Origin of the sequence: Marisediminitalea oceani, from assembly GCF_003731635.1 — a bacterium.
GTDB lineage: Bacteria > Pseudomonadota > Gammaproteobacteria > Enterobacterales > Alteromonadaceae > Alteromonas > Alteromonas oceani.
In genome coordinates this window covers 70575-96509 of sequence record NZ_RCUA01000002.1, presented here as the reverse complement: position 1 = coordinate 96509, position 25935 = coordinate 70575, and the positions used below count along the sequence as shown (strand labels likewise).

Below are 25935 nucleotides of genomic sequence, written 5' to 3'. Positions count from 1 at the left end.
GTTAGTCTTTTTGATTTTTTAACTGTTCTTCTGCGTAGCCTTTTGGCGGCGGTGTCCAGCCTCGCCGCTTGGAGTGATTGTCGTGCAGATCCGATTTAAGCGCGTCATCAATGAGTTGTTGCAACTCCATAAATAGCTCACGGTAGTTGTTATCAAAGCGCTCGCCGCTGGCATCGTCTTTCCAGGCTTCGTAAAGTACGTCACTTTGCTGGGCTTCAATATCGCGGTAGGCATGCTTTTGCCGTTCGGCCTGAAACGGGTGTACGCCCAGCGAACGTAGTGCCTGAGCGCCCATTTCCAGGGCCGAATGATATGTTTCGGAAATCAGGTAATCAGCACCCGCCTGGCGCAACCGGTAGCCATGACCGCGGTCGAAGGCGCGCACCAGCAGCTTAAGCTCAGGGTGAGCTAATTTTACGTATTTTACCATTTCAACAGCGGTTTCCCGGTCGTCTATAGCGATAACCATTAAGCTGGCTTGTTCAATGCCGGCGGTGTCGAGCATGCCCGGTTTTGAAGCGTCACCAAAGTAAGCCTGAGTGCCTATCTGACGCATCAGATCGACCTGCTCTGAACGTATATCCAGAATTACCGTTTTAAAATCGTTAGCCACCAGTAAGCGGTTAACTATCTGCCCGAAACGGCCGATGCCGGCAATAATCACACTACCTTTATCATCTACCGTGTCATGCTGGCGATTGCTGCTGCCGTGCATATAACGGGGCATAATCACCCGTTCGAATAAGATAAACAGTCCCGGCGTTAAAAACATCGACAAAGCCACCACCAACTGCAATAAGGCAATCAAATCGGTGGCCAGCACGTTGTTCTGAGCCGCAAAGCTAATCAATACAAAACCAAATTCACCGGCCTGGGCCAGGCTCAGGGTTAGCAGCCAGCGATTACTGCCTTTTAAGTCAAATAGCAGAGCAATCACAAACAGCACCAACGCTTTAAACACCATCACCCCGAGGGTAATACTGATGATCAGTACCCAGTTTTCGGTGAGCGTAGCAAAGTGAATACCAGCCCCTACAGTGATAAAGAACAGCCCCAGCAGCAGCCCTTTAAAGGGTTCAATATTGGCCTTAAGTTCGTGACGAAATTCACTGTTAGCCAGCACTACGCCGGCCAGAAAGGCGCCGAGGGCAGGGGAGAGACCAACCAGTCCCATTAAAGCTGCAATGCCGATAACCAGCATCAACGCCGTAGCAGTAAAAATTTCACGCAGTCCCGAGGATGCCACAAAGCGAAACAGCGGCCGGCTCAGGTAATGACCGCCAACGGTGACAAACGCTATGGACGCGATAATAACTAACCCGTACAGCCAGCCAGGCAGCCCTTCCACCAGACTGTCGCCATGGCCGGCGTTCTGGCCTGCCGTCTCATTAATAGCGCTCGCCAGCTCGGGTAAGGCCAATAGCGGGATAAGCGCCAGCATCGGAATAACGGCGATGTCCTGAAATAACAGAATGGAAAAAGCGCCCCTGGCTCCTTCGGTTTGTTGCAGGCCTTTTTCCTGAAAGGTTTGCAGTACAATGGCGGTGGAAGACAGCGCGAAAATAAGACCAATAGTCAGCGCCACCTGCCAACTCAGGCCGGCTATCATGGCGATACCGGTGATAACTGCTGAGGTGAGCAGCAACTGTAAGCCGCCCAGGCCCAGTAAGCGCAGCTTCATATTCCATAAGGCTTTGGGTTCAAGCTCCATTCCCACTAAAAACAGCATCATTACCACGCCAAACTCGGCAAAGTGTTGAATGGCGTTGGTTTCCTCACCCACCAGACCGAGCACCGGGCCAATAATCAGTCCGGCTATTAAGTAGCCCAGAACCGAGCCCAATCCGAATCGCTTGGCCACCGGCACGGCAATAACCGCCGCCAGTAAATAAATAAACGCCTGAAGAAAGTAACCGGTCATTGGTGCAGATCCTGCTCGTCAAAATAGCGGGTGAGGTTTTCCAGCTGCCGCGCTTTACTGATATCCAGTTCGTCTTGCGCCAGGGTATCAAGTAGCTTAGTCCACAGCGCTGAGTGCCGGGTGATACGGTGCTCTTCCTTTGCGGTGCGGGAGCCAAATAAGGCGAAAGGGGCCAGGTAGGTTAACTGGGTAATACTGGCCATTTGCTCCAGTGGCTGCAGTAACTGGCGCAGAGTAAAGTGATTAAACCCATCGGTCTGGTAGGCTTCTTCGCGCCCGCCAGCCGTTACAGCACACATAAATTGCTTACCTTTAAGTGCATCGCCCCCTTTGCCATAGGCGAATCCGTATTCAAGCACCAGATCCTGCCACTCTTTTAACAGGGCCGGGGTGGAGTACCAGTAAATGGGAAACTGAAAAATAATCACATCGTGCTCAAGCAAGCGCTGTTGTTCACGCTCGATACTGATATTAAAGTCCGGATACTCAGCATATAAATCTACCGCCGTCACCGCCTTGTGCTGTTTGGCGGCGTTAAACAGCACACTGTTAACCTCCGATCTCGCCTGCGAGGGATGCGCAAACAATAACAGGATACGGCAGGAGGACGAGCTTGCTTCAGTAGACATTCAGGGGTCCGGTACATAATTGAGTCAGCCTAAATTGAGGCTTTTATCAGGATTATTCAAGTCTTACCACAGGCTATCATTCCCCTTCCGTTTGTAAAACTTATCAAAGAATTGGAAATGAAAAGAAACTGGGTTGTAAAGGCTGCCTGCGGGGCGTTGAATCAAGTAAAAAATGGCATAACTTACACGTATTAAGCATAGAATTACTTTGCATACATAACGTATAATGCAAGCTATCAAATAAAAAAAGCAATAGCCCTTCCGGATAAGATTACGCTGTTCAAACAGTGAACGGTTGGTTCTGTATTCCTACAAAATATACTCGCGTTTTATTCGTTTACGCTGCCAGGTTAACAACACCAGTTTAAACAGGCGCACACTCATTGATTTAACTGGCTTCGGCCATGTGTTTAAGGTTGTTTATGTCTGCACCACAAATTAAACAGGGCGCAGCGGTCTGGCCTATTCTGGCTATGGCGCTCGGAACTTTTGTTCTTGGACTAACCGAGTTTTCGGCAATGTCCATGCTGCCCTTAATTGCTGAATCATTCAGCGTCACTCCCTCGTTGGCAGGTAACGTGATCAGTGCCTATGCCATCGGTGTGGTGATTGGTGCGCCATTGTTTATGCTGCTGACCAATAAAACCAATCGTCGCACCGCGTTGATTGTGTTTACCGGCATGATTTTACTGGGCAATGGGTTAAGTGCGATTGCTTCATCTTTACCGGAGCTGGTGGTTTACCGGGTACTCTCCGGGTTACCTCATGGGGCTTACTTTGGTACGGCGTTGCTGGTTGCTTCTGGTATGGCACCTAAGGGTAAGCGTGCAACCTATATGTCTAAAGTCTTTGCTGGTCTTACTATTGCAACTATCGTGGGCGTACCTATGGCAACTCTGGTTGGACAAAATCTTAGCTGGCGGGTGTGTATGGCTATTGTGGCCGTGCTGGCACTGATCACCATGTTTTTGATTTACCGTCTGGTACCCAGCAGTCCGGTAACCAATCCAACCCGGTTGCGGGAAGAATTTGGCGTACTGAAAAACAAACTGGTGTGGTCGATTTCCGGGATTATCTTTGTTGGTTTTGGCGGCGTGTTCTGTATTTATACTTATCTGGCAGACACCATTATTAACGTAACCGAAACCCCTGAAGTGACCATTTCCATTGCCATGATGATGTTTGGGATTGGCACCACAATTGGTAACCTGGTGATCAGTAAACTGGCCGATCACTCGCCGTTAGCCACAACGGGTATCGCCCTGTTATGTAGCGTTGCCATTGCTATCATGTACGTGTTTGCCGCGACAAATATCTGGTGGTTATACGTCACTGTATTCCTGCTCGGCGCTAGTGTTGGTTTGGCAGCCGTGATTCAGTCGATGTTGCTGGACGTATCGCCCACCGGGCACGCTATGATTGGCGCACTGGTGCAATGTGCCTTTAATACCGCTAACGCAATTGGCCCCTGGGTAGGCGGCGCTTTACTGGCATCAGGCGCTTCGTTTAACGAAACCGGCTATGCGTCAGCCATGCTGTTTGTCGGCGGCTTTATTATGTGGGCCCTTAGCTACCTGCAGATGCGTAATCGAAATTTAATCCCCGCAACGAACTAATATGCACATTTAAAGGAGGTCATAAGGCCTCCTTTTATCGTAATAACCTGCTGTTTTGTCCAATTAAAATCTCTCTCTGGTTGCACCCATGCGCCGGACACGGCATGCTAAAAAAGCTTCAGGACGCATTACCCTATACCTTTGGCCGTTTGCCCCGGACAGAGAGCGCCTTAACCGGCGAAGAAGTTGGAATTCTTATGAACATGTTAGCCGTTACTCAGCGCTGCAGGGGCTGGCGTATTGCTGTGCTTGCTATCCTGACGCTTGTTATTACTGCCTGTGATAACGCTCCTAAAACTCCCCCTGATACCGGTACATCTAAGGATATCGAAATTCGTTGGGACACTTTTGGTGTGCCGCATATTTATGGCGGGACTGCTGAAGATGTGTTTTACGGTTTTGGCTGGGCCCAGGCAAAGAGTCAGGGTGACATTGTTTTGAGGCTTTACGGTCAGGCCCGGGCAAAAGGCGCTGAATACTGGGGCGAAGAGTATGAACAAACCGACTTGTGGCTACTCGGTAATGACGTCCCAGAAAGAGGGCAGCAGTGGTACCAGAACCAAAAGGAGGCGTTTAAGAAAAACCTCGATGCTTTTGCGGCCGGCATTAACGATTACGCGAAGAAGTACCCTGAAACCCTGGATCCGCAGGTATTAAAAGTATTACCGGTATCTGGTGTAGATGTGGTGACCCATGCCCACCGGCTGATGAACTTTATTTATGTTGCCTCGCCTTCCCGGGTGATTGGCGAGCGTGCACCGCCGCTCAAGGCTGGCTCAAATACCTATGCCGTAGCGCCTGCTAAGTCTGCCAGCGGTAACACGTTATTGCTGCAAAACCCGCATCTGCCCTGGGCAACCGGCTTCTTTACCTATTATGAAGCCCATTTAAGCGGTCCTGATTTTGAAATGTACGGTGCCACTCAGGTGGGCCTGCCGGTAATTCGCTTTGCCTTTAACCAGCGCATGGGGATTTCCAACACCGTAAACCGTATCCCCGGTGCCACCACTTACCATCTTACCCGTAAAGAAGATGGCTACCTCTTCGATGGCGAGGTGTTGCCATTTGAGACTACCGAAAAGACGTACCGGGTATTACAGCAAAACGGCACGCTTAAAGAAAAAACACTGGCTGTGCGAAAGTCAGTTCACGGGGCGGTGTTTGAAAGGCAAGATGGTGAAACAGTCGCATTGCGCGTTGCTGGGCTGGACCGGCCGGGTATGCTGCAACAGTATTTTGATATGTTGCAGGCAAAGAACTTCGCTGAATTTACTACGGTAATGGAAAGGCTACAGGTGCCAACGTTTAACATTACCTACGCTGATAAAGAAGGCAATATTCAGTATCTTTACAATGGCATTCTGCCCAAACACGAACAAGGCGACCTGGCTTTCTGGACCGGATTGGTGCCTGGTGATAGTTCTGAGTATGTGTGGAATGAAGTCCATGATTACGCGGATCTGCCTAAAGTCATTAACCCCGAAAGTGGATTTGTCCAAAATGCTAACGATCCGCCGTGGCTGGCCACATATCCTGCTGTTTATAAGTATCATGATTTTCCGCCTTACGTTGCAGTAGAAGGGCCAATGTCTTTCCGGGCGCAAAACGCGGTTAAAATGATGGCTGAAAGCGGTAAGTTAAGTTTCGAGCAGTTTGAGAAAATCAAAACCTCTACTTATGCACTCATGACCGAACGCGTGCTGGACGACCTTTTAACCGCGGCCGCTGAAAGTAACGACGAAATGGTGCAGCAGGCAGCGCAAGTGCTTAAAGCCTGGGACAGGCATTTTGGCGTGGATAACCGTGCCGGGATTTTATTTGAGAACTGGGCAGAATTGTTTGCTGGTAAGCGCTCTGGATTTTCGGATCAATCTAACTATGCAGTGCCGTGGCAGGCAGAGTCACCGCTATTAACGCCTTACGGTTTGAAGGATCCTGAAGCTGCCGTAGCCATGCTTAAAAAGGCCGCCGAAAATACCATTTCAACCTATGGCCGGATGGACCCGCGGTTTGGCGATGTCTCACGGTTTATTATTCGCGATAAGGATGTGCCCGGTCATGGTGGCTATGGCAATCTTGGCGCATTTAATGTGATCACCTGGTGGGATCCGGATGGCGATGGGATTCGTGAACCGCGCCATGGTGAAACCTGGGTTTCCATGGTGGAGTTTTCAACGCCGATAAAAGCGAAGGGAATTATGGCTTATGGTAATTCCCGCCAGGTCGAATCGACCCATTATTCTGATCAGCTTGAATTACTGGCAAACGATGAATACCGCACGCTCTGGCTACAGCGGGAAGAGGTTGAAGCGCATACTGAGCAAACGGAGTGGCTCGAAAGGTAGCGATGAACAGCAAGAGGGCACTAAGCGTGCCCTTTTTTGTGTGCGGTTAAAACGCGCTGGGATTTAAGCCGCCATCAAGCAGGATGTTCTGCCCGGTGATATAGCCGCCATACTGGCTGGCCAAAAAGGCGCAGGTATTACCAAACTCTTTCGGATCGCCAAAACGGTTGGCCGGTACTTTCGCGGCCAGGTCTTTAGCGACCGTTTCTTTGTCGTTACCGGTTCGGGCCATGCCCGCATTTAACACGCCGTCTAATCGGTCGGTAGCAAAGTAACCCGGTAAAATGTTGTTGATGGTAACGTTTTTGTCAGCCACGGTGCGGGCGATCCCGGCTAAAAAGGCTGTCAGGCCAGCGCGGGCACCGCTTGAGAGATCCAGTCCGGCTACCGGCATTTTAACCGTCATCGAGGTAATGTTAATGATGCGGCCAAAGCCACGTTCCACCATACCATCCAGCACCTGCTTTACCAGATTAATCGGTGTGAGCATGTTCATATTGATGCCGTCCACCATAGCGTCATTATCCAGTTCACGGAAGTCTTTGAGTGGCGGTCCGCCGTTGTTATTAACCAGAATATCGGGTGCGGGGCAGGCTGCGAGAAGTTTTGCCTGACCGTCTGCGGTGCTCACGTCACAGGCAACGGGCGTAACCGTTACCCCGGTAGCGGTGGCAATTTCTTCGGCTACCTGAGCCAGTCGCTCAGCGTTTAATCCGTTGAGCACCAGGTTCACTCCGGCCTCTGCCAGTGCCTGAGCACAAGCCCGGCCCAAACCTCGGCTTGAGGCGCAGACGATAGCCTGCTTACCTTTAAGTCCTAAATCCATACAACCAATCCTTATCTGTAGTGACCTGTGGCATGTTGCCAGCAGGCTGATAAACCATAGTTCCTCATCTTACCGGCTTGCTGCGCTTTGAAAAGGAGCTCTGTCGTTAATTTAGGCGAAGTCAGCGAGCGGGTTAGCGATGCGCTTGCGGATTAGGAAGCGGGGGCAATGAGATATAAACGCTGAAGTCATTTTCGGTATCGCCAGCTGATGCGGTAACAGTTAGCTCACCATGATGAAACTCAACAATACGCCGCGCCAGAAACAGGCCCTGACCAATGCCCAGGGGATCCGCAGCGCTATCTGGTTTGGTAGCTACGCCAGTATCATTGTTTTGATTACTGAATCTGAGTGATTGGTGCAGACGTGAAATCGTCAGCGTGTTATCACTACCATGATGGTGGGCATTTTCTATCAGGTTGCGAAACAGCAGGTAAAGCAAGGTCTCATTCGCGACCACCTGGTAATCATCCGGCACTTCGATATTAAGCTGAAAGTCGGGCCGCAATCCGCTTAGTGATAGTGTCATGGTGACATCTTCCAACACACTCAGCACGTTAAGCGGGCACTTGTCGCGGCTTTCTTCCCGGGCCAGGGCGGTCAGTACATCCAGCGTTTGGGTGAGTTTATTTAACTGGTCTCGAGCCTGTTTTTCATCGTCGTATGATAACGGGCCCGTTTGATTAAGCGTGTTTTGCAAAATACTGATCGGCGTTCTTAATTCGTGGCTGATATCCCGGGTAAACTGGGTTTCGCGTTCAAGCAGGTCGGTGAGATTGTGCCACTGTTTTTCGATAGCGCGGGCTAAAAAGCCCACTTCGTTATCTGGCAGGCTGGCGGTAAATCCGGCCGGAAATAACAGCTGAGGGGTATCGCTTTCCACCCGTTGACGTAAGCGGTTAAGTGGCGCGACGATTTTCTCAACACGGCGCATCAGAAGCCAGGAACACAGAGCAAAAATCAGTGTGCCCAGAAAGGCCACCCCCGCTATATTCAGCGGCCAGACCTTGTTGGTTACCGTAAAAGCATCTACTTCGGCATATAGCAGGGCCTCCAGCCCGTTTAGTTTTAGCGGCACAATATGAATGCTGCCAGCCTCGGTAATAAATTCGATCCGTTCCGGCTCCTTGTTATGCAACTGCTGAACAGATGCTGGCAGTTGTTGCCAGCTGCTAACAATTTTCATCCACGGATAGCGGGGCAGGGGCAGCGCATCAGTGGCCTGATACTGCTGTTCCAGATAGCGGGCTTCGGTTCTTATCTGCTGGTTAATGACATTGTCTTCGATAAGATAGCCGTACAACTGAGTGAATCCGGCAAAAATACACAACAGCACCAGCGTATAAAGCAAAAACAGCCGTTTTATTTGTTGGCCAATCTGCTTCATGCCGACGCCTGCAAGCCAAACCCTACGCCATGAATGGTTTTTAGCATGGGAAAGTCGAAGGGCTTATCCAACTGCTGGCGAATGGTATAAATATGTGATTTCAGCACGTCGCTGTTGTGAATATCATTACCCCCACACCCGCTCTATGAGTTGCCGCCGACCAAGCGGCATGGGATGCGCTTTGGCCAGTGTTATGAGTATTGCCTTATCGGTGGCCGAAAGGTGTAGCTCCTGTTGCTGACGACTCACGGTATTGGTGATTAAATCAATGGTCATCTCACCAATCACCAGCTGTTTGGCCTGGTGCAGATCGCGCCGTCTAGCCAGTGACAAACATCTCACCAGCACCTCGTCGGGCTGGTAGGGTTTGGTAACATAATCATCGGTGCCCGCAGCAAAACCTGCCAGTTTGTCGCTCAGCGCGGTGCGTGCAGTAAGCATTAATACCGGCAGCACAGACTCAGCTGTTTGTTTAATGCGACCGCACAGCTCAATACCGTCGGTGTCGGGTAACGATAAATCAAGGATCACCACGTCGTACTCAGTGTCTGCTACCTGCCTGATGGCATCTCTGCCAGTGCTTACCGCGTCGATGATGTGGCCGGCGTCAGTTAAAAAGCGCTCTAGTTGCGCCGCCAGTACGGCATCATCTTCGACTATCAGTATGTGCAAAAACTGTTTCATAGGGTGGTTAGTGGTGGGTTTGAATAGTTTAAAAGCTCTCACAGGCGATGCGCTAAAACAAGTCATTGCCGCGCTGTTTTTGCGATCTTGACCTTTTCTTGAAGTTTGTTTTGGTAAGGTTTGCTGTATTACTTAACAACAGGAATTAATCAGCAATGAGAACAGGCATTATAGTGATATTGCTATGCAGTTTATTGGGGTGCGGCGGCATGAAAGACTGGATCCACCCGGATGTGGATAAAGCCTTTACCGGGCAAACTTTCACAGCACAGCAATTACAGCGGGATCTGGATTATCTGGTGGCTACCATGAGTCGCCGTCATCCGGCTTTTGAGCAGTATGTCGACAGCGAGCAGTTCACTGCTCAGGTTGAACGTCTCAGCGCTCAGCTTAAAGATGGCATGACCCGAAAGCAGGCATTTGCGGTATTCGGTCAGCTAACGCCGTATTTCAATGACGGTCATTCAATTTTGTTTCCGCTGCTGGCCGAATTTACCTATGCTGAAGAAGCTGGCGTTCAAACCTTTCCATTCGGGGTGACCGTGCGGGATGGAAAAATACGTCTGGCCCGCTCTTACCAGCGTAGTGACAAGCAGAAGACACTGGCCGCGGGCAGCGAAATTATAGCCATTAACGGTCATGCAACCAGCGAGATTATTGCCCGTCTCACGCCACTCAGTCACGGTGAGTCGCCGGCGCTGCGTGAGAGCATGCTGTCGCTACTGTTTCATTACTGGTTATTTGCGGTATTTGACGTAAAAGGCGACATACAGCTGGCAGTTAAGGATAACGGCCAGACCACCACGCTAACTCTGCGAAATGACCAGCAGTGGGAGAGGGCAGGCGCCGGGCAGGATGATAATGAACTGACATTTATCTCACCGCATATAGCCTATCTACGTATTGACTCGTTTGACGTAGATACCGAGCAGGCCGCTTATGATGCCTTTGTCGACACATCCTTTAAGCAAATCCGCCAACAGAACGCGCAAACCCTGGTCATTGATATTCGCGGCAATACCGGTGGGCAGTCGGATGCGGGCGCGCAAATCATTCAGTATCTGACCGATAAGCCGGTGCCGCAGGGCTCTGTGGCTATAGAAAAACTCAACAGCGATACTAACGGCTGGTTTGGTTACCGGGGCGAGCCGGGTGAGGTAATTGAGTTGAGCGTCGAATCTGATGGCATGATTGAACCGGTAGATCCATCACTGCAATTTAAGGGGGATGTGTGGGTGGTTATCGATCGCATGAGTTATTCTGCGGCTATTTTGTTTGCCACCACCATTCAGGATAACCAGCTTGGTAAACTCATGGGCGAACCGACCGGTGGCTACGCTAATCAAACCGGTAACCTGACACCATTTTATTTACCCAATACCCGTTTGCTGATGCTCGCGCCCGGCCGTTACATTGTGCGCCCCTCGGGCGACAGAGCGAAGCAGCCGGTAATGCCAGACGTCAAATTAACCGATGAAGCGCTGGCCGAACCGCTGACCTGGTTTAAGACGCATCCTCTACCATCGACATAATTTGTCCCATCGTTGCGATAAGTCACAAGTTGAGTCTGCTAACAGGCTCAACTTTCCTATAAATTTCCGTATACTGGGGAACAGATAAAGTCCAAAAACCTCGTGCAAAACATCTTTATCTGTAATGAAGCCAGCGTAAGACTGGTTCTGACAATCAGGAGTACCCTATGCCTGCCCCGATAAATACATTCAAACAGGCAATCACCGGTGACACAGCACAAATTGGTTTGTGGCTGGGACTGGCGAATAGTTATACCGCAGAATTACTGGCCGGCGCTGGTTTTGACTGGCTGCTAATAGACGCCGAACATTCACCTAATGATCTGCGAACCATTTTGGAACAGTTGCAGGCCATTGCGCCTTATCCTGCGGTACCCATCGTGCGCCCGCCCTGGCCGGATGCCGTGCGTATTAAGCAAATCCTGGATTTAGGCGTACAAACCATTCTGGCGCCCATGGTCGATACGGCCGAACAGGCGGCCGAAGTGGTCGCGGCTACCCGTTATCCGCCAGAAGGGATCCGCGGTGTTGGCAGCCCGCTGGCCCGGGCATCACAATTTAACCGTACTAAGGATTATCTGGAAACCGCTAACGAACAGGTTTGCGTGCTGATCCAGATTGAAACGGTAACCGGTGTGGAGAATCTCGATGCCATTCTTGAGGTCGATGGCGTAGACGGCATTTTTATTGGCCCGGCGGATTTAAGTGCTTCCATGGGCCACCTTGGCGATCCGGGCCACGATGATGTGCAAAAGGTTATCGAGAGCTGCATTGCTAAAATCGTCAGGGCCGGTAAAGCGCCTGGGATTCTGATTGGCGATAAACAACTGGCATCCCGCTACATTGAGCTTGGCGCTATGTTTGTTGGGGTAGGGACCGATACCGGTTTACTCCTCAATGCCTCAGCGGCACTTGCCTGTTGCTTTAAACCAGAGTTGACAACTCCGGTTTCGCCAACGGCTAAGCGCTCGGTTTATTAACTAAAATACCTGGCCGGCGAGGCGATGTGTACTACTCCTCGCTGGTTGTTTTCAGGGGGAGCATTTGTTGTCGTTGTAGGGCTGCCTGTTGACGCTGGTATTGAAGTCGTTCGCTTATGTTACTTGCAGTCATAGTGTTGTTGATCAGCCAGTAATAATCCAGCCAGCCATCGTCTTCAATATCCTGCAGTGCTTGATCCGCAGCCGGATTAAGTAATGGATAGATCAATAATGGTACGGCATTATCGCCGATTTTTGTTCTCAACCGCTGCAGGGCTTCTGAAGTCTCATCCGGCAAGGGAGTTAATGCCTGCAGCGCCGCATAGAAACGGTAATTGTGCACATTCACTTGCGGCGCCGTGTCGGCAATTCGGCTTTGTAAAAAACGAATGGCTTCCTCGCTGTCATCGGCTTGCAGATAGTTTTGATAAAGCAGCGGCAACAGGCTAAAAATCCGATTGTCGAGCAGGGGCAACTCCAGCATAAGCTGGCGAGCCACATCGGTCGTCTGCTGTGGCTCAGTGAAGCGCTGTAAGTCTTGCCAAAATCTCGCTTGCGGCGTATCACCCAGTAAGCTGGCGGTGTGCCTGAACCATTGTTCAGCCTGCTTTTCATCGCCAATCTCCAGATATAGCAGCCCCGTATAGGCCGAGTTGACCTCTGAGGCGGAGTCGATGTCTGCCGACTGCAGCATACTGGTTATCGCTCCGTTTAACTGCCCCTGACGATGGAAAATTTTGGCCTGCCAGACATATGCCCAGGTGTAATTGCTGTCGATACTGATGGCGTTTTGTACCGCTTCGAGTGCCCGTTGGTAATCACTTCGCCAGAAATGCACGATGGCCAGGTTAACGTTGATCCACGGAGATAGCGGATCGAGTTCATAGGCTTGCTGCGCACGGGAAAGCGCAGCATCAAAGCGGTTGCGGGCCAACTCAAGCTCAGAATATATATACAGCGCCGTTGCGTGATTGGGTTGGCGGCCGAGAATGCCATCCAGGATGGTTTGTGCTGAACTGAAATTGCCCGCGGCGGTGTCTATAATCACGCTGGCCAGTAAGGCGTTGGTTTCCTGAGGATTGTTGCGCAATGCCGTAGAGATGGCCGCAGAGGCCTTCTGTAACGCTTCTTCGCGAGGCATAAACGCATCATGAAAATCATGACGAGCGTACAGGTAAGCCAGCTTGCCGTGGGCGGCAGCAAAATCAGGCGCGAGCGCAACGGCTTGTTGAAAGGCAGCTTCAGACTTATAAGTCCACTCGCTGGTTTTCCCGTTCATCAGCCAGTAATTACCGCGCAGGTAGTACTGGTAAGCTTCAATGTTGTCGGGCGATGATGCCTGGGCAACCTCAGTGTCGCTAGTCTGTGGTAGTAATGCTTCATTGAGGCGTCGGGCTATATTTTGCTGAATAGCAAATAAACTGGATGCGGTATTGGTATAACTTTCAGACCAAACTACCCGGTCGGTGTCAGCATCAATCAGGCGAACGGCAATTTTAAATTCTTCATCAATACGTCTGACGCTGCCCTCAACCAGATAACGCACACCTAACGAGCTGGCTACATCCGACAAACTGTTATTATCTGAACTGGTCACCGCCAGGGTAGAGTAGCGCGATGGCACGTCGAGATTCTGGTTCTGGGTGAGCGAGTCAGTGAGTTCCTCGGTAATGCCGTCGGCAAAATACAGGGTGTCATCATCGTTACTCAGTTGTCTGAGGGGTAACACCGCTACCGAAATGCGTTGCTCATCAGCCTGGGTGGTATCGTCTGTTACCGTTTTATTGAGTGTGAACACTACTACCGCCACCAGTACAAACAGCACCGCGGCAACAAACAAGGCTTTTTTGCTAACTACCGGGGCAGGGGATAGCGCTTTTTGCGGTTCAGGTTGTTTTGCTGGCGCTAAGTCTTTTGGCGACTCCATCGCCTCCTGAGCAGGGACATCTGCAACTTCAGCTTCTTTGCTATCTGCCGAAGGGGCAGGCTCTGTTGGTAGCGGTGTGCTCTGCCAGTTAACTTCACCACGTAATCGATAGCCTTTTTTAGGCACGGTCTGGATCAGCCGGCGTTGCTGACTGTCGCCGAGGGCCTGACGTAACTGAGAAATTATCCGGGTTAATGCTTCTTCTACCACCACCCGGCCATTCCAGACATCGCGCAGTAATTCACCACGCTCCACGGTGTCGCCGGCATTGCAGGCAAGCAGATAAAGCACGTGCATGGCTTTCGGTTCTATGCGCCGAATATCCTTGCCTGTTCGGATAGTGTGATCGCCAATATCCACCACGATGGCGTTTATGGTAAAGCATCCTTTGCCTGGTGGGGGATTAAATGACAACCTTAGGTCTCCGAAATTTCATTAGGTTTTATTGTAACTCATTATAAAAAAAGAAATAAATAATCTATTAGTTATTCTTTAGGTTTTAATTTGTTGTTCATCAGGCAGCCTGGTGAATCGTGCTACATACTCAACCGAAATTTAAACAAGTAGTGGCCTTTTGGTTAACAAGCAGTTTCTGCATGTCGACAGAGGATAAGGCTAACAAATAACTGTTCGTTGTGTTGAGGAAAAAACTATGTCTTTCATTAACCGTATCAAAAAGCCGTTGCTCGTTGCTGTATGTTGTTCATTTGCCGGTGGCGCAATGGCGAGCAGCCAGGTTACCGCTGAGTCGTTTCAATTAAAAACCAGCATGCGCGATGTAAATGGTGTGCGTGAAATTGAGCAGGGCGACTTTACTAAAGGGATTGCCCGTACTAAAGCAACTCTGGCCCGCACCAGTGTAAGTGTAAACCGCTTACCGCTGCTGAATAACCTTTGCGTAGCTTATGTTGCAGTTGGCGACTTAGACAGCGCCAAAGCGCATTGCAACGAAGCTGTTGATGCCAGCAGCAACAACGTATTCGCTCTTAACAACCGTGCGGTAATGCACTGTCTGGCTGATAACACGCCAGCGTGTATTGCTGACTTAACTCTGGCCAATGAAAGAAAAACCAAGCAGCGTATTGTTTCGCAAAACCTGCAGCTGGCCAAACAACGTGATTTGCTGAGCAAAAACTAATTTACAGACGTTCCCTCTGTGAGCTGTAGCCCCTGCCAAAAGGGGCTCTTATCGGGGTGTTGGTAACACGGATTACCGTTTATACCCCACAGGCTGTTTAGTCAGTCTGCAGCCCCGGCTTTGCCGGGGCTTATTTTTTTGTCGGCGAATGTTTTTGCAGCTTACGCTGCAGGCTGCGCCGGTGCATACCTAAGGCTTCTGCCGTTCTGGAAATATTGCCATCGTGTTCGGTGAGGATCCGCTGAATATGTTCCCATTCTGCCTGAGCCGCTGTCAGCGGTTTATGCTCCACCGCTGCGGTTGCAGGTTGTCCCTCGAGTTTACTGATAAGTTCATTAAAGCTGGCAGGCTTGGCCAGATAGTCTGTAGCGCCGCGTTTCATCGCGGTTACTGTGGTGGCTATGCTGGCGTAGCCGGTCATGATGATCAGGTGTTGTGGCTGATAACGGTCTTTTAGCGCACTGATATACTCAAGCCCCAGTTCATCGTCAATCATCATATCCAGTAAAATGGCATAGCAGGGCTGTGCCGGCGCTGCCAGAGCAGAACTTGCCCGGTCAAAAGTGGTGACTGAGTAATTGCCGGTAGCCGTAAAGCGCCGTTCTAATACCGCTGTGAGGCGGGTGTCATCATCAATAATCAGCAGTGGCTTAGTCAACTGTGTCCTCTCCCTTAGCTAAGGGCAGCTCAATGACCGTTGTGACCTGATTGCCGTTTTTCTCCCAGCTAACCTTGCCGCCATATTTTTCAATGGTGACGTTTGACAAGACTGCGCCCACGCCAAACCCGGACTCACTGTGAATAAGCCGGGAGCCCAATAGCTCTTTGGGGAACGCGGTATTGTGACTAACGGGATTGGTTACGGTTAATCGTAACAGCGCGCTGTTAGCGTCTATACTGAAATTTACCGCCTCGCTGGCTGCGGCATCACAGGCATTAATAACAATATTGGCCAGTGCCGGGATCAATGTTCTGTCGCCCTGAATACAGCCGTTGTGGGGCATTTGCTGTGGCCAGTTAATTTGCGCCTCCGGTCGCGACAGAATAATCAGGTGGCGAATAGCGCGTATCAGGTTGACCGGTGAAAACTCGCAGGTGCGGGCTTCACGCACATCGTCGGCCACGTCCCGCCAGTTTCTTAGCAGTATTTCTAACTGCGAGTACTGACTTTGCAGTTCTGCCAGTAACGTTAGATCGCGGCTGTCGGCAAGTTCTTCCAGTATGAGTCCCATGGTTTGTACCGGCGTGGCTGCATCATGGGTAAGCTGGGCGGCGGCGGTGCCGATGGCCAGTAACTGCTCGTCTCTGAGCTGGCGTTCCCTAAGCTGCTGGATTGCCGCGGTTTTGGCGCCCAGCTGTAAGCGGAAATAAAAGATCACCGTGGTAACCAGCAAACTGGTTAATATAAAGCTAAGCACCATTCCCTGGGCATGGCTTTGCATCATTGCTGAGTGGTGGCCGCTGGCTGGCACTATAAGCTGCATGGCCTGGCCGAGAATACTGATGGCCAGAACCACAAAACCCGCTTTAAAGGGCAGCAGCATCAGACTTAACACCAGGGGGACCAGCAAAATACTGCTGAAAGGATTGCTGGCGGCTCCGTTCAGGGCAATGGAAAGATTGACCAGGCCAATCTCCAGTAACGCCAGCAGCAGAGTAATGCCTGTGGGAATACGATGTCGGCCGAAAATCAGCAAAAACAACAGCAGTAACATGTCAGCACCTGTTTAAATCATTGCAGGGAGTATACCGGAGTTTTGGAAGCAAGGGTTGACCGGGCGCAACAGAGTAAAAAAAGAAAAGGTGTGGCATTCACTGTCCGCAACAACAAGTGAGCCAAGCTGCCACACCTCTTTTCAAGCCTTTAAAACTGCCACTGAACGCCCGCATAAACGGCGCGCCCCATACCAGGCACCGCAATTCCGTATGGTATTCCGTTGAGAGACATCGTCATTCCCTGACCGGTGTAGGCGCCGCCGGTCGGGTTGAAATAAAATTTATCAAGCAGGTTTTCAACGCCGGCATCGATTCTGAATGACTGCCACTGATGACTCACCTGCAGATTCAATAACCCATAGCCCGCAGTTTGTATTTCATTGCGGATGTCAGAGACTTTTTCTTTGCTGCTTGCCAGCGCCCATTCCAGACTACTGTACCAGCCATCTAATTGGTGCGATAACCTTAAGCTACCCTGGACCGGGATCACCTGATACAAACCTGAGCCGGTATCTTTATTTTCTGCGCTGGTAGCACTCAGGTTGCCATCGAGTTGCCAATGGCCACTCTTGCCGTGACTGATATGCCAGGTTCCACTCACGTCGGTACCATAAATACGGGCCGACTGGTTTGCATAGCGAAGTATGTTAAAGCGCTCCGGCATCCATTGGGTGCCGGCGGCAACGGCATCTATGTAATCGTCAATGTAGGTGTAGTAGTTGGTGATAGTAATTGCGTTTTGTTGCGTATCCTGCCAGGTGATACTTGCCGAAACAGTATGGGCTTGTTCCGGTTCCAAAGCGGCATTGCCCACGTATCCATTGCCGTCGCCAACCAGGTTATTCATACCGGCTGCCATCATCCAGGAAGACCACGTATATTTTTCATATAAGTTGGCTGATCGCACTTTGTGCGCGTAACCAAATTCCATGTTCAGCGCCTCACTGGCCTGGTAGCGAGCAACAAGGGTGACATCAACATTGTGGTCGGTACTACTTCGCGAACCGCTATTAAAGGCCGCGGCCTGCATCATTTGCATGCCCGGCGCGCTGGCACCATTTGCATATCCTTCAACCTCGTCGGTTTGCATGGCCACTTTTTCATAGCGCAAGCCGTACATTAACAGCCAGTTTGCACTGGTAGCGTGCTCACGCTCGGCATAAAGAGCAATGCGATCGCGCTGGCCATCATTAATATTTAAAAATGTGCCAGGGCCCATGCCGCCGCCGGAGGGCGTCCAGTAGTCGTCCAGTACGTACTGCTGCAGCTCGAGGCCAATCCGCATAACATCGTTAGCGGCCAGATAGTAATCGGCCTTTATAGTCAGGCCGTTGTTGTCTGATTCGCTGTACATTGGCATACCGACAGCACATGTGCCTTGCGGATCGCCCATAAACCGCATGGGCGAGCATGGCATGCCCATCATTGCGTTGCTGCCATACCAGTACTGTTTATCCGCACCGAAATTCATCATATGGTCGACTTTTTCGTGATAAAAACGAGTGGTTAGCTGCCCCCAGTCGGTTTCGCGGTGCCAGGCCAGATTGAGGTTGATTTGTTCATTATCCAGTAAGTCCATGCGCTGATTGGGGTAGAGCTGTTGGGGCATGTCCTGATAATTCAGCCTCGCATCAATGCTGTTATTCTGGTTGAGTTGCCAGGCTAAACGCAGAGAATGATTTTGCGTTTCATAGGCCGATGAGCCCACTTCATCCAGAGCAATTTGGTGGCCCGGGCGTCCGCTGGCGGTCTGGGTCTTAAATTTATCCGCGGCTGTATAGTTGTCGGCTTTACTCCAGTTACCGGAATAGCTCAGCAAGGTAGTGCCGGTAAGATAACTGACCTTAAGGTTTGCGCCACGCGCATTGTTATTACTGCGGTAAAAGCCGCCGACCTCGCCGGAAAATTCTGCACCGGCACGGGTAAGAAATTCCGGTGGCAGTGACTCAGCGATAATAGTTCCGCCGAGACTATCGCCGCCAACACTGACCGGCGCTAATCCGGTATATACCGTTAAAGTACCCACATCATTTGGTGCCATGTAGGAAAGCGGCGGGTTCATATGATTGGGGCAGGAAGATATCAGGTCCATGCCATTTACCTTTACCCGCAGACGGTCATCAGCCAGACCATGGATAGCTGGCAGGCTGGATAGTCCGCCGGTGGCATTTAAATGCACGCCGGCTATGCCCCTTAACAGGCTGGCGGTATCGACACTGGCAGCGCCCTTACGGTTAATATCGACTTCACTCAGCACAGCAGTATGCGCGGCAAGTGACTGTCCGATATTTCCTTCCACCGTAATATGTTCTATAGCCTCGTCATCAGACTGGGTGCTGGTGCTGGCGAAAATCGGAATAGAGAGTGAACTGAAAGCCAGTCCAATCGCGATGGCTAACTGGCAAGGCCGCCAGCGAACAGGCAAGGGGTGTGTCATTGTTGCTCCTGAGTATCTTTATCAGGCGTGCTGATTTGTGGTTCGATGTGCACCTGATTTCAGCAATAATAGCGAAAACAGGGGGTTAGCCAATGTGGCATATTGTCGCACCGGTTAGAGCAGTTTAGACGGGAGGCTTAGCGTCGGGGGAGTTCAACTTGCTGACATGCACCTACCTGCTGCTGACAACCCAAACGGATCCCGCGGACGAGTTGCTGCTGATTGAGATGATGTTGCTCGATGTCGGTAACTGGTGTATCTGGTGTGCATTGTAGCCGGCATTTTCCGCAGGTACCGGCACCACCGCATTCTGAAGGGAGATGGATGCCATGCCTGCTCAGGGCATTAAACAATGTGTCGTCCGCCCGGGCTTGCAAGCTGGCGGATTCGGCGCCGGATAAAAAATTAACTGTTAGCGTGCAGGGCGATGCCAACTGCTTACCTGTTGGGCCTGAGCGACTAATTAATAAGTACCCGCCACTTAATGCTAACAGGCTGGTGGCAATGGCAAAAATGACGATCAGAGGGTGATTAAAAAAGCCGGTGCCGGTGTAATCCATAAAATGCAGGGTTAACATCAAATCGTCGAGGCGTTGCCGGTCATTGGTGTGCCTGATGACATGCCCGGTTAATGCATCGAGATATACGGCTGTATTGAACTCATCGGCAAACCTGACCTGCCATAACGGATTTTGCTGGCGAGGCAGGTCGTCTATCGGCGGTTTCAGTAGTGCTGGTTTACCTGCAGTGGCGCTGCCTGAATAGGCCTGGCGGGCTATAGTAGCCACCTGTTCAGCGCCGATTTGCCAGGGCTCACCGGTAGTGGCATCGAATATCCGGCGCTGGCGGGGAAAATAAGCGTGTGACGGTTGATTGTATTCAAACTGATAATAGGGGGCACCAAGCACCCAGATAATCGAAACCGCCACCGGCGGTGGGGCATCTATCGCTTGTGGCGGATACAGTTCACGGCCGGGCAGATAGCCTTCATGCTGCACTGGCTGTCGGGTTGGGACATTGTCGGCGCTGTTCATCAGGCTGTTAAAGTACAAGCCGGTGAGCAGCCACACCAACAGTTGAATGCTTACCAGCAGGGCCAGCCATTTGTGCCAGTTGGCTATCACTAAGCGGATCATAAGGCGGCCTTTTTGCGCAGGGTAAAACGCAGCAATAGCAGCGCTAAACCGCTAACTGCAGCCAGTACAGAGAGCAGCGAGACCAGTCGTAACCAGCCGTTGGTGACATTTTCACCATCGTCATAGTCCATGATGTGCAGTCGCCACATCCAGTCGAACAGATACCAGTAGTTATGCCGGCGGCGGATGATGCGCCCGCTTTGTTGTTCGATAAACAAGGTGGATGAAGCAATATCGTCGAAACTCACTACCCAAAGCGGGTTTAGAGCACCGCTGGCATCGCGGCTAATTAATGGCGAAACAGTGTTGATTGCTGCTGTGCCCGTGTAAGCATCATCAGCAATTGTGCTGGCCTGCGCCTGGCTCAGTAAGTCCTGAGGTTTGCCGGTTATGGCATCAACCACATGAATGGCACGCTGACCAGCGGCTGAACGAAATCGGTACACTGGCTTTTGCAATAACGTAACCAGCTTAATATCGGTCGCGTCCGGGTAATCAGCCAGTAGCTGCGCCGTTGAATAGCTAATGTCTTTAAGCTGAAGCGGCGCTGACTGCGGGTGGGTAAGTGGTTCGCCATGGATAAAATGAATATCCAGACAAACCATATATAAGCCGGTAATAGCCCACAGAATAAACTGTATACCTACCAGTCGCATCAGCCATTTATGTAGCGTTCTAGCCTTTTGTATCACAGATTAACAGCAGTGGCCCAAAAGCGTCAGAAAACCATAAATCAGCAGCAACTGCAATTGCGTTTGTGTTTTTCCAGTTTGCCCACACCGGGATTAAAGGTGTTGGTAGGATCAATACGCTGGTAAAAGGCAGCGAGCCCTTCTTCAGCTTTATACAGGTGGCCAACGTTATGTTCCGCCGGGTATTTTGCGCCACGACTGTCCAGAATACGTAGCATTTCTGCCTTAACCTCTTTGGCATCCACGCCTTTTTTCAGGACATAATCCTGATGGAAAACGTGACAGAAGAAATGCCCGTAATACAGCGATTTGTCGATTTTATCGGCAAGTGACTCGGGCAGTTTTTCTACCCAGTCATGCTCGTTACGGCGCAGGGCAATATCCAGTGCGAGGATGTCACCCACCTCTTTCTGATGGAGTAACTGATAGCGCACCGCTGCGCCAGCGGCGGCAAAACGGTGTAAAAAGGCACTGCCTGACTCGCGTTCGGTGCATTCGAAGAAGCCGCCTACCTGTTCGTTGTTGTCGAAAAACACCGGTAGAAACGCCTGCGCCTCGGCAATACCCTCATCGCTCATTTTAAGGATCAGGTGATGCTCATACTTTTCACGGTATTCAAGCATGCGGTCCGGCAGGTGTTCGCGAAGCAACCCCGAAACACCTTGCATGAGACGGTCGGTGAGGAAGTCAGGGACAAAAGAAACCTTGTTAAGTACCGCGTCGATGCGGCCTTTCAGGGCGAACATTTTGGGTAACCGGTCGGTGCCCAGATGTTTCACGCTGAGAAAGGTATCCTTGCCGTATTTGGCGGCAATATCAAAAATATCGCGGTGAATATATTCGCCCACTTCCGGCAGGTGAGTAAATTCAGCCAGAATGTGGCGGCGCAGCCGGGTTAGTGTATCCGGATTATTAGTACCGATATAAAAGGTTTTTTCCTGTTTAGCTACCGCAAAGGTGTCGAGTCGAACGGCAAATACTGCCAGTTTGCCAGCACAGCCACTGGCCTCGAAAAGTCGGCTGGTATCGGCGTTAAAGCGGCTGGGAGAATCGGCTTCCACGTCACGCAGTCGCTCGGCGTAATCCGAGGCACTGGCCTTTTTATCACTGGCTGTGGTCGCGTGATCAAAGTTGCCGCTTTCTAAATTAGTCAGGATCTCCTGTGGCGTATCGCCCAGTTCAATATCCAGGTGATTGACCAGCTCCAGTTTGCCCTCGGCGGTGACCTGAGCAAACAGCGCAAGCTCAGTGTAAGCCGGTCCACGCTTAACCAGCGCGCCGCCAGAGTTATTGGCAACACCGCCTACAATGGATGCGCCTAAACACGAAGATCCAATCACAGAATGAGGAGCCCGGCGTAACGGTTTAAGTGTGGTTTCCAGTTTATGCAACGTGGTACCCGGGAAGCTCAGCACCTGTTCACCATTGCCCAGTACCACCAGGTTGTCCATGGCCAGGGTGTTAATCACTACCACTTCACGGTCGTAGTCATCGCCGCTTGGCGTGGAGCCCTCCGTAAGGCCGGTTTTGGCGGCCTGCATGATAATGATGCAGTTATTATCCACACAGATTTGCAGGGCCTGCCACAGGCTGAGTAACGAATCAGGAAATAACACCGCCAGTGCCGTGCCAGAGCCTGAACGCCAGCCTGAGCGATAGTGCTCAGTGCGACGATCGCCGGTGGCTACCTTGTCCTCACCGAGGAGCTGGATAAATTGCGAGAGGATAGGGGATTGACTCATTGTGTTGCTCCTGTACTCAGACCCGGATAACAGACTTTAATTTATACAATGGACTCTACAACTGTGCTGACTGTTAATCTATATTCAGATCCAATATGATTGTTTCCTTTTTTGCACAAATACACGAGACCAGACACGTAAAATGGTAAAAGCAGATGACATGTTATTGTTTGTCTATGTGGTGGAAGAAGGCTCTTTTTCCAAAGTATCGGCAAAGTATGAAATAACCATGTCGGTGGTCAGTAAGCGGGTGGCGCGGCTGGAAAAAGCCCTAAATGTGCAACTGCTCTATCGCACTACCCGCAAGCTTAGCCTGACAGATGCCGGACAGGCACTATATAAAAAGGCTAAACTGGCCCAGCAGGCTTTGCAGGATGCCGAAGACGTGGTAGCCGGTTACAGCAGCGATATTCGCGGGCGGATTAAAATAACCATGCCGGTGGTGACGGCCAATCTGGTGCTTAACCAGGCATTAGTCGAATTTTGCGAACAATACCCTGGCATTGAAGTTGAGCTTAGGGTGACTAACCGGGTGGTGGATATTCTTGATGAAGGTTTCGATCTGGCGATCCGTACCGCTAATCTGGCCGATTCTTCGCTGGTTGCCAGACGGCTGGTGGACTCCAACTGGATAGTCTGCGCCACGCCAGATTATCTGCAAACCTACGGAGAACCAGAACACCCCGATGAGCTGGAGAAGCACCATTGTCTGCTCTACAAATATGAAGGTACCAAACCTGAAGCCTGGTTGTTTCGGGTGGATGGCGAGGACAGGCTGATGGCGGTAAAGGGGCGGTATCGTACCAACACTCTCGATACTCTCAAGCATGGCGTATTGGCCGGGTTTGGCCTGGCTTACTTACCCCGCGCCCTGATCCACGAAGAGCTGGAGGCGGGTAAGCTGGTGTCGGTATTGTCGCCCTATGTTGGCAAAGAACTGGGTATTTATGCGGTGTATCCTGGCTCACGGCAGGCCGACAAAAAGCTCAACCTGCTGGTTGAGCATTTCCGTCAGGCGCTGCAGCGTAAAAAGCAGTACTTCGTTTAAAACGACATCTACGCAGAAATCTGCAGGTGGTCTGAATCCACCGCCAGTGATTTGAAAACGAAAATCATTGCGCTCAGAAACCTTGCAGAATCCGGCAATATTCGCGGCAAAAGCGGTTTCATCAATACCACCTTTATCAACCTGACGGATCATACCGGCAAGGGCAACCCAGCCCCAGTCGGCGTTGTGGGTATGGCGGGGAACAAAATCAGGGATAGACTGATCCGGGTCGGCATCGTCACCACTTAAACCAATGGCGCTGGATGGTGTACCAATGTCACCATAGAATCAACCCCCGAATACTGACTTCAGGCATACAATCAGTGTAATGGAGAACAGAAAGTGCAGACTGATGGAGGTCAAAAAAGACGCTGGAATCAACGGCGTTCATTTACACGCGGCAAGCATAATGACTCGATAAACTGCTGTCGTCCGATTCTGCAACTGAGGTGGGCATTTGCTTAAATGATCATCAGTTATGTAAACGAGTTGATGGAATTGTCATAATTTCCTGTAAAAACATGGGCTAGGCGTTACATTGCAACGCAATAATCATTGTACCAACCGGTTATTTAGGTAATATATCCACATCACTATCTCAACCGCTGAAATGCCTAAAGTGAACTCACAAAGTCAGGTTGCTCTACTGGAGTTAGAACCACAGGAAATTAAGCACGCCAAAGTTATTTCGGGGGTGTCTCCTTATGTGCTGCGCAGAGTGTTTGGTTTCTGGATGGTATTTGTTGCGGCAATTGGAGGTTTGGTAACCGTAGCGCCGGATCTTTCGCAAACATTTATCACAATGACCTTAGTGGTTTTGTTGTTATTTACATTTTTGATTTTCTATCAAAGTCGCATCGCTGAAGGCTGGCCGTCAGTGATTCACTATCATAATGCGATTGGTGTGGTACAGGACCCGGTCGCCCGGCGGTTTTTGTTTGTTGCTGACAATCTGGTAACCGATGCAAAACCCCATGTGTTAACACCAAACAAAAAAGCGGTAGCAATTCACTTCGACGATAGCCAGCTATCTAAAAAAGAAAAGTCTTTGTTAGAGCAGGCCATCTGGCCGGAAGATAACTGTCTGATTGCACTGAGTTACTTTAAAAAGCGTGAAACCATTTGTGCTTCGGTTAAAGAGATAGCGGGTGTAAATTAATCTTATACTTTTGGGTAATATCTTCACAGTGTCGAGAATTCGCTACACATTAGCGGGCTTCTTTTGTCTCTGAATTTTAATAAATCAAATAAAATCAATAATTTAAATTTTGGCCTGAATATCGCAATAGTCACTTCGAATTCTCAAACGGAGCGACATTATGAAACGTTCAGTACTTTCTTTAATGGTTGTAGGGGTAATTACGGCATCAGCCGCGGGTCCGGCTTTAGCCGATTCAAAGTGGGAAGATAAGGCGAAGGATGCCTGGATTGATGGCAAGGCAGAAGCGACGCTACTGTTTAATACCCATCTGAATTCTTTCGACATCAATACCGACGTACAGGAAGGCGTGATCATCCTGACCGGTAAAGTGGACAGCAACGTAGATAAGAAGCTGGCCGAAGAACTGGTGACTGGCATCGACGGTGTTGCGTCAGTCGATAATCGTCTGACCATCATCGAAAGCGATGATGATGAGATGATCAGTGAAGAAACCTCAAGTGATCTCACCGACGCCAAGATTGCGACCGTGGTGAAATCCCGCTTGCTTATGGATACCGACATTTCCGGTCTGGACATCGACGTTGATGTAGAAGACAGCGAAGTTACTCTTAAAGGTACCGTGGGTAGCGAAGCTGAGCGTGCTTTGGCAGTGGAAATTGCTAAAAACGCCTCAGAAGTAAAATCTGTAGACGACCAGCTTTCAGTGGTCGAATCCGAATAAACTTTTCTGCGGTTGGTCGTATTGACCAACCGCTTTTTTTTGCATGGAACTGCACATGAATAACAGCGATAACAACTCATCAGCAACAAACTCAACACCTGGCATTTTTAACTGGTTTGCCCGCTATGAAGAAGCGGCACATCCGAGCCAGTACGAAGTCAATCTGCCGTCAGCTGATAAGCAGGACGATGAATAGGTAGCCAGCGGTGCTACCGGTGCAACATCCATGAGTGGCAATACCAGCAGCGACGTAGTCAGGGCTGATCAATGTTCTGAGTACGAGCACTAACTAATCA

Annotated in this window: 23 protein-coding genes; 10 read left to right on the top strand and 13 right to left on the bottom strand. The window is 50.5% G+C overall.

All coding sequences use genetic code 11. From position 1 onward, the window contains the following. Window position 1 precedes the first annotated feature (1 nt). Window positions 2–1921, bottom strand: a complete 1920-nt coding sequence (locus D9T21_RS00615) for a monovalent cation:proton antiporter-2 (CPA2) family protein (protein WP_123323261.1) — start codon at window positions 1919–1921, stop codon at window positions 2–4. Next, complete coding sequence (locus tag D9T21_RS00610; protein WP_123323260.1) at window positions 1918–2550, bottom strand: NAD(P)H-dependent oxidoreductase; 633 nt, start codon at window positions 2548–2550, stop codon at window positions 1918–1920. Before D9T21_RS00610 ends, D9T21_RS00615 begins: the two co-directional genes overlap by 4 nt. Before the next feature lie 422 nt (window positions 2551–2972). Here D9T21_RS00610 and D9T21_RS00605 point away from each other — a divergent pair, with 422 nt between their 5' ends. Both D9T21_RS00605 and D9T21_RS00600 read left to right on the top strand, forming a co-directional pair. Continuing rightward, window positions 2973–4166 (top strand): MFS transporter, encoded by a 1194-nt coding sequence (locus tag D9T21_RS00605; RefSeq protein WP_123323259.1) that lies wholly within the window; start codon window positions 2973–2975, stop codon window positions 4164–4166. A 104-nt stretch (window positions 4167–4270) separates the two neighbouring features. Then, window positions 4271–6511, top strand: coding sequence for a penicillin acylase family protein (locus D9T21_RS00600; RefSeq protein WP_206427208.1), 2241 nt, complete (start codon window positions 4271–4273; stop codon window positions 6509–6511). A gap of 46 nt (window positions 6512–6557) precedes the next feature. Here D9T21_RS00600 and D9T21_RS00595 read toward each other — a convergent pair whose 3' ends face one another. From D9T21_RS00595 to D9T21_RS00580, 4 genes are all read right to left on the bottom strand, one after another. Continuing rightward, window positions 6558–7337 carry an SDR family oxidoreductase gene (locus D9T21_RS00595; RefSeq protein ID WP_123323258.1) on the bottom strand — a complete coding sequence of 260 codons (780 nt, stop codon included), beginning with the start codon at window positions 7335–7337 and terminating at the stop codon, window positions 6558–6560. Window positions 7338–7470: 133 nt separating this feature from the next. Continuing rightward, window positions 7471–8724: a sensor histidine kinase gene (locus D9T21_RS00590; RefSeq protein WP_123323257.1), complete on the bottom strand. Its 1254-nt coding sequence runs from the start codon at window positions 8722–8724 to the stop codon at window positions 7471–7473. Then, window positions 8721–8831, bottom strand: a complete 111-nt coding sequence (locus tag D9T21_RS00585; RefSeq protein WP_164464531.1) for a helix-turn-helix domain-containing protein — start codon at window positions 8829–8831, stop codon at window positions 8721–8723. The genes D9T21_RS00590 and D9T21_RS00585 overlap by 4 nt, the downstream gene beginning before the upstream one ends. A gap of 19 nt (window positions 8832–8850) precedes the next feature. Further along, window positions 8851–9408, bottom strand: coding sequence for a response regulator transcription factor (locus D9T21_RS00580; protein ID WP_164464530.1), 558 nt, complete (start codon window positions 9406–9408; stop codon window positions 8851–8853). A gap of 209 nt (window positions 9409–9617) precedes the next feature. Between D9T21_RS00580 and D9T21_RS00575 the strand changes: the two genes are divergently transcribed. Together D9T21_RS00575 and hpaI are read left to right on the top strand one after the other, a co-directional pair. Further along, complete coding sequence (locus tag D9T21_RS00575) at window positions 9618–10940, top strand: S41 family peptidase (RefSeq protein ID WP_164464529.1); 1323 nt, start codon at window positions 9618–9620, stop codon at window positions 10938–10940. 167 nt (window positions 10941–11107) lie between these two features. Then, the gene (gene hpaI / locus D9T21_RS00570) at window positions 11108–11920 is read left to right on the top strand and encodes a 4-hydroxy-2-oxoheptanedioate aldolase (RefSeq protein ID WP_123323253.1); all 813 of its coding nucleotides are present in this window, start codon (window positions 11108–11110) and stop codon (window positions 11918–11920) included. A 31-nt stretch (window positions 11921–11951) separates the two neighbouring features. On the opposite strand, the gene D9T21_RS00565 is transcribed toward hpaI, so the two are convergent. Next, window positions 11952–14261 (bottom strand): winged helix-turn-helix domain-containing protein, encoded by a 2310-nt coding sequence (locus tag D9T21_RS00565; protein WP_241155589.1) that lies wholly within the window; start codon window positions 14259–14261, stop codon window positions 11952–11954. 238 nt (window positions 14262–14499) lie between these two features. On the opposite strand from D9T21_RS00565, the gene D9T21_RS00560 reads away from it, so the two are divergent. Continuing rightward, window positions 14500–14985, top strand: a complete 486-nt coding sequence (locus D9T21_RS00560) for a tetratricopeptide repeat protein (RefSeq protein ID WP_123323251.1) — start codon at window positions 14500–14502, stop codon at window positions 14983–14985. Between the two features lie 130 nt (window positions 14986–15115). Here D9T21_RS00560 and D9T21_RS00555 read toward each other — a convergent pair whose 3' ends face one another. The 6 genes from D9T21_RS00555 to dld form a co-directional block, all read right to left on the bottom strand. After that, window positions 15116–15643: a response regulator transcription factor gene (locus D9T21_RS00555; RefSeq protein WP_123323250.1), complete on the bottom strand. Its 528-nt coding sequence runs from the start codon at window positions 15641–15643 to the stop codon at window positions 15116–15118. Then, a complete protein-coding gene (locus tag D9T21_RS00550; RefSeq protein ID WP_123323249.1) occupies window positions 15636–16700 on the bottom strand; it encodes a histidine kinase in 1065 nt (354 codons plus the stop codon). The genes D9T21_RS00555 and D9T21_RS00550 overlap by 8 nt, the downstream gene beginning before the upstream one ends. Window positions 16701–16849: 149 nt before the next feature. Further along, the gene (locus D9T21_RS00545) at window positions 16850–19138 is read right to left on the bottom strand and encodes a TonB-dependent receptor plug domain-containing protein (RefSeq protein ID WP_123323248.1); all 2289 of its coding nucleotides are present in this window, start codon (window positions 19136–19138) and stop codon (window positions 16850–16852) included. Window positions 19139–19275: 137 nt separating this feature from the next. Next, on the bottom strand, window positions 19276–20274 hold the full coding sequence (locus D9T21_RS00540) for a PepSY domain-containing protein (protein ID WP_123323247.1): 999 nt from the start codon (window positions 20272–20274) through the stop codon (window positions 19276–19278). After that, window positions 20271–20930, bottom strand: coding sequence for a PepSY domain-containing protein (locus tag D9T21_RS00535; RefSeq protein ID WP_123323246.1), 660 nt, complete (start codon window positions 20928–20930; stop codon window positions 20271–20273). The genes D9T21_RS00540 and D9T21_RS00535 overlap by 4 nt, the downstream gene beginning before the upstream one ends. Window positions 20931–21007: 77 nt before the next feature. Next, window positions 21008–22708, bottom strand: coding sequence for a D-lactate dehydrogenase (gene dld / locus D9T21_RS00530; protein WP_123323245.1), 1701 nt, complete (start codon window positions 22706–22708; stop codon window positions 21008–21010). Window positions 22709–22850: 142 nt separating this feature from the next. Here dld and D9T21_RS00525 point away from each other — a divergent pair, with 142 nt between their 5' ends. The 5 genes from D9T21_RS00525 to D9T21_RS22660 all read left to right on the top strand — a co-directional run bounded on the left by D9T21_RS00525 (window position 22851) and on the right by D9T21_RS22660 (window position 25835). Next, window positions 22851–23756, top strand: coding sequence for a LysR family transcriptional regulator (locus D9T21_RS00525; RefSeq protein ID WP_123323244.1), 906 nt, complete (start codon window positions 22851–22853; stop codon window positions 23754–23756). Between the two features lie 51 nt (window positions 23757–23807). Then, complete coding sequence (locus D9T21_RS00520; RefSeq protein ID WP_123323243.1) at window positions 23808–24005, top strand: hypothetical protein; 198 nt, start codon at window positions 23808–23810, stop codon at window positions 24003–24005. Window positions 24006–24375: 370 nt separating this feature from the next. Continuing rightward, window positions 24376–24915 carry a hypothetical protein gene (locus tag D9T21_RS00515; protein ID WP_164464528.1) on the top strand — a complete coding sequence of 180 codons (540 nt, stop codon included), beginning with the start codon at window positions 24376–24378 and terminating at the stop codon, window positions 24913–24915. Window positions 24916–25075: 160 nt separating this feature from the next. Continuing rightward, window positions 25076–25639 carry a BON domain-containing protein gene (locus D9T21_RS00510; RefSeq protein ID WP_123323241.1) on the top strand — a complete coding sequence of 188 codons (564 nt, stop codon included), beginning with the start codon at window positions 25076–25078 and terminating at the stop codon, window positions 25637–25639. A 55-nt stretch (window positions 25640–25694) separates the two neighbouring features. Next, window positions 25695–25835, top strand: coding sequence for a hypothetical protein (locus D9T21_RS22660; protein WP_164464527.1), 141 nt, complete (start codon window positions 25695–25697; stop codon window positions 25833–25835). Window positions 25836–25935 lie beyond the last annotated feature (100 nt).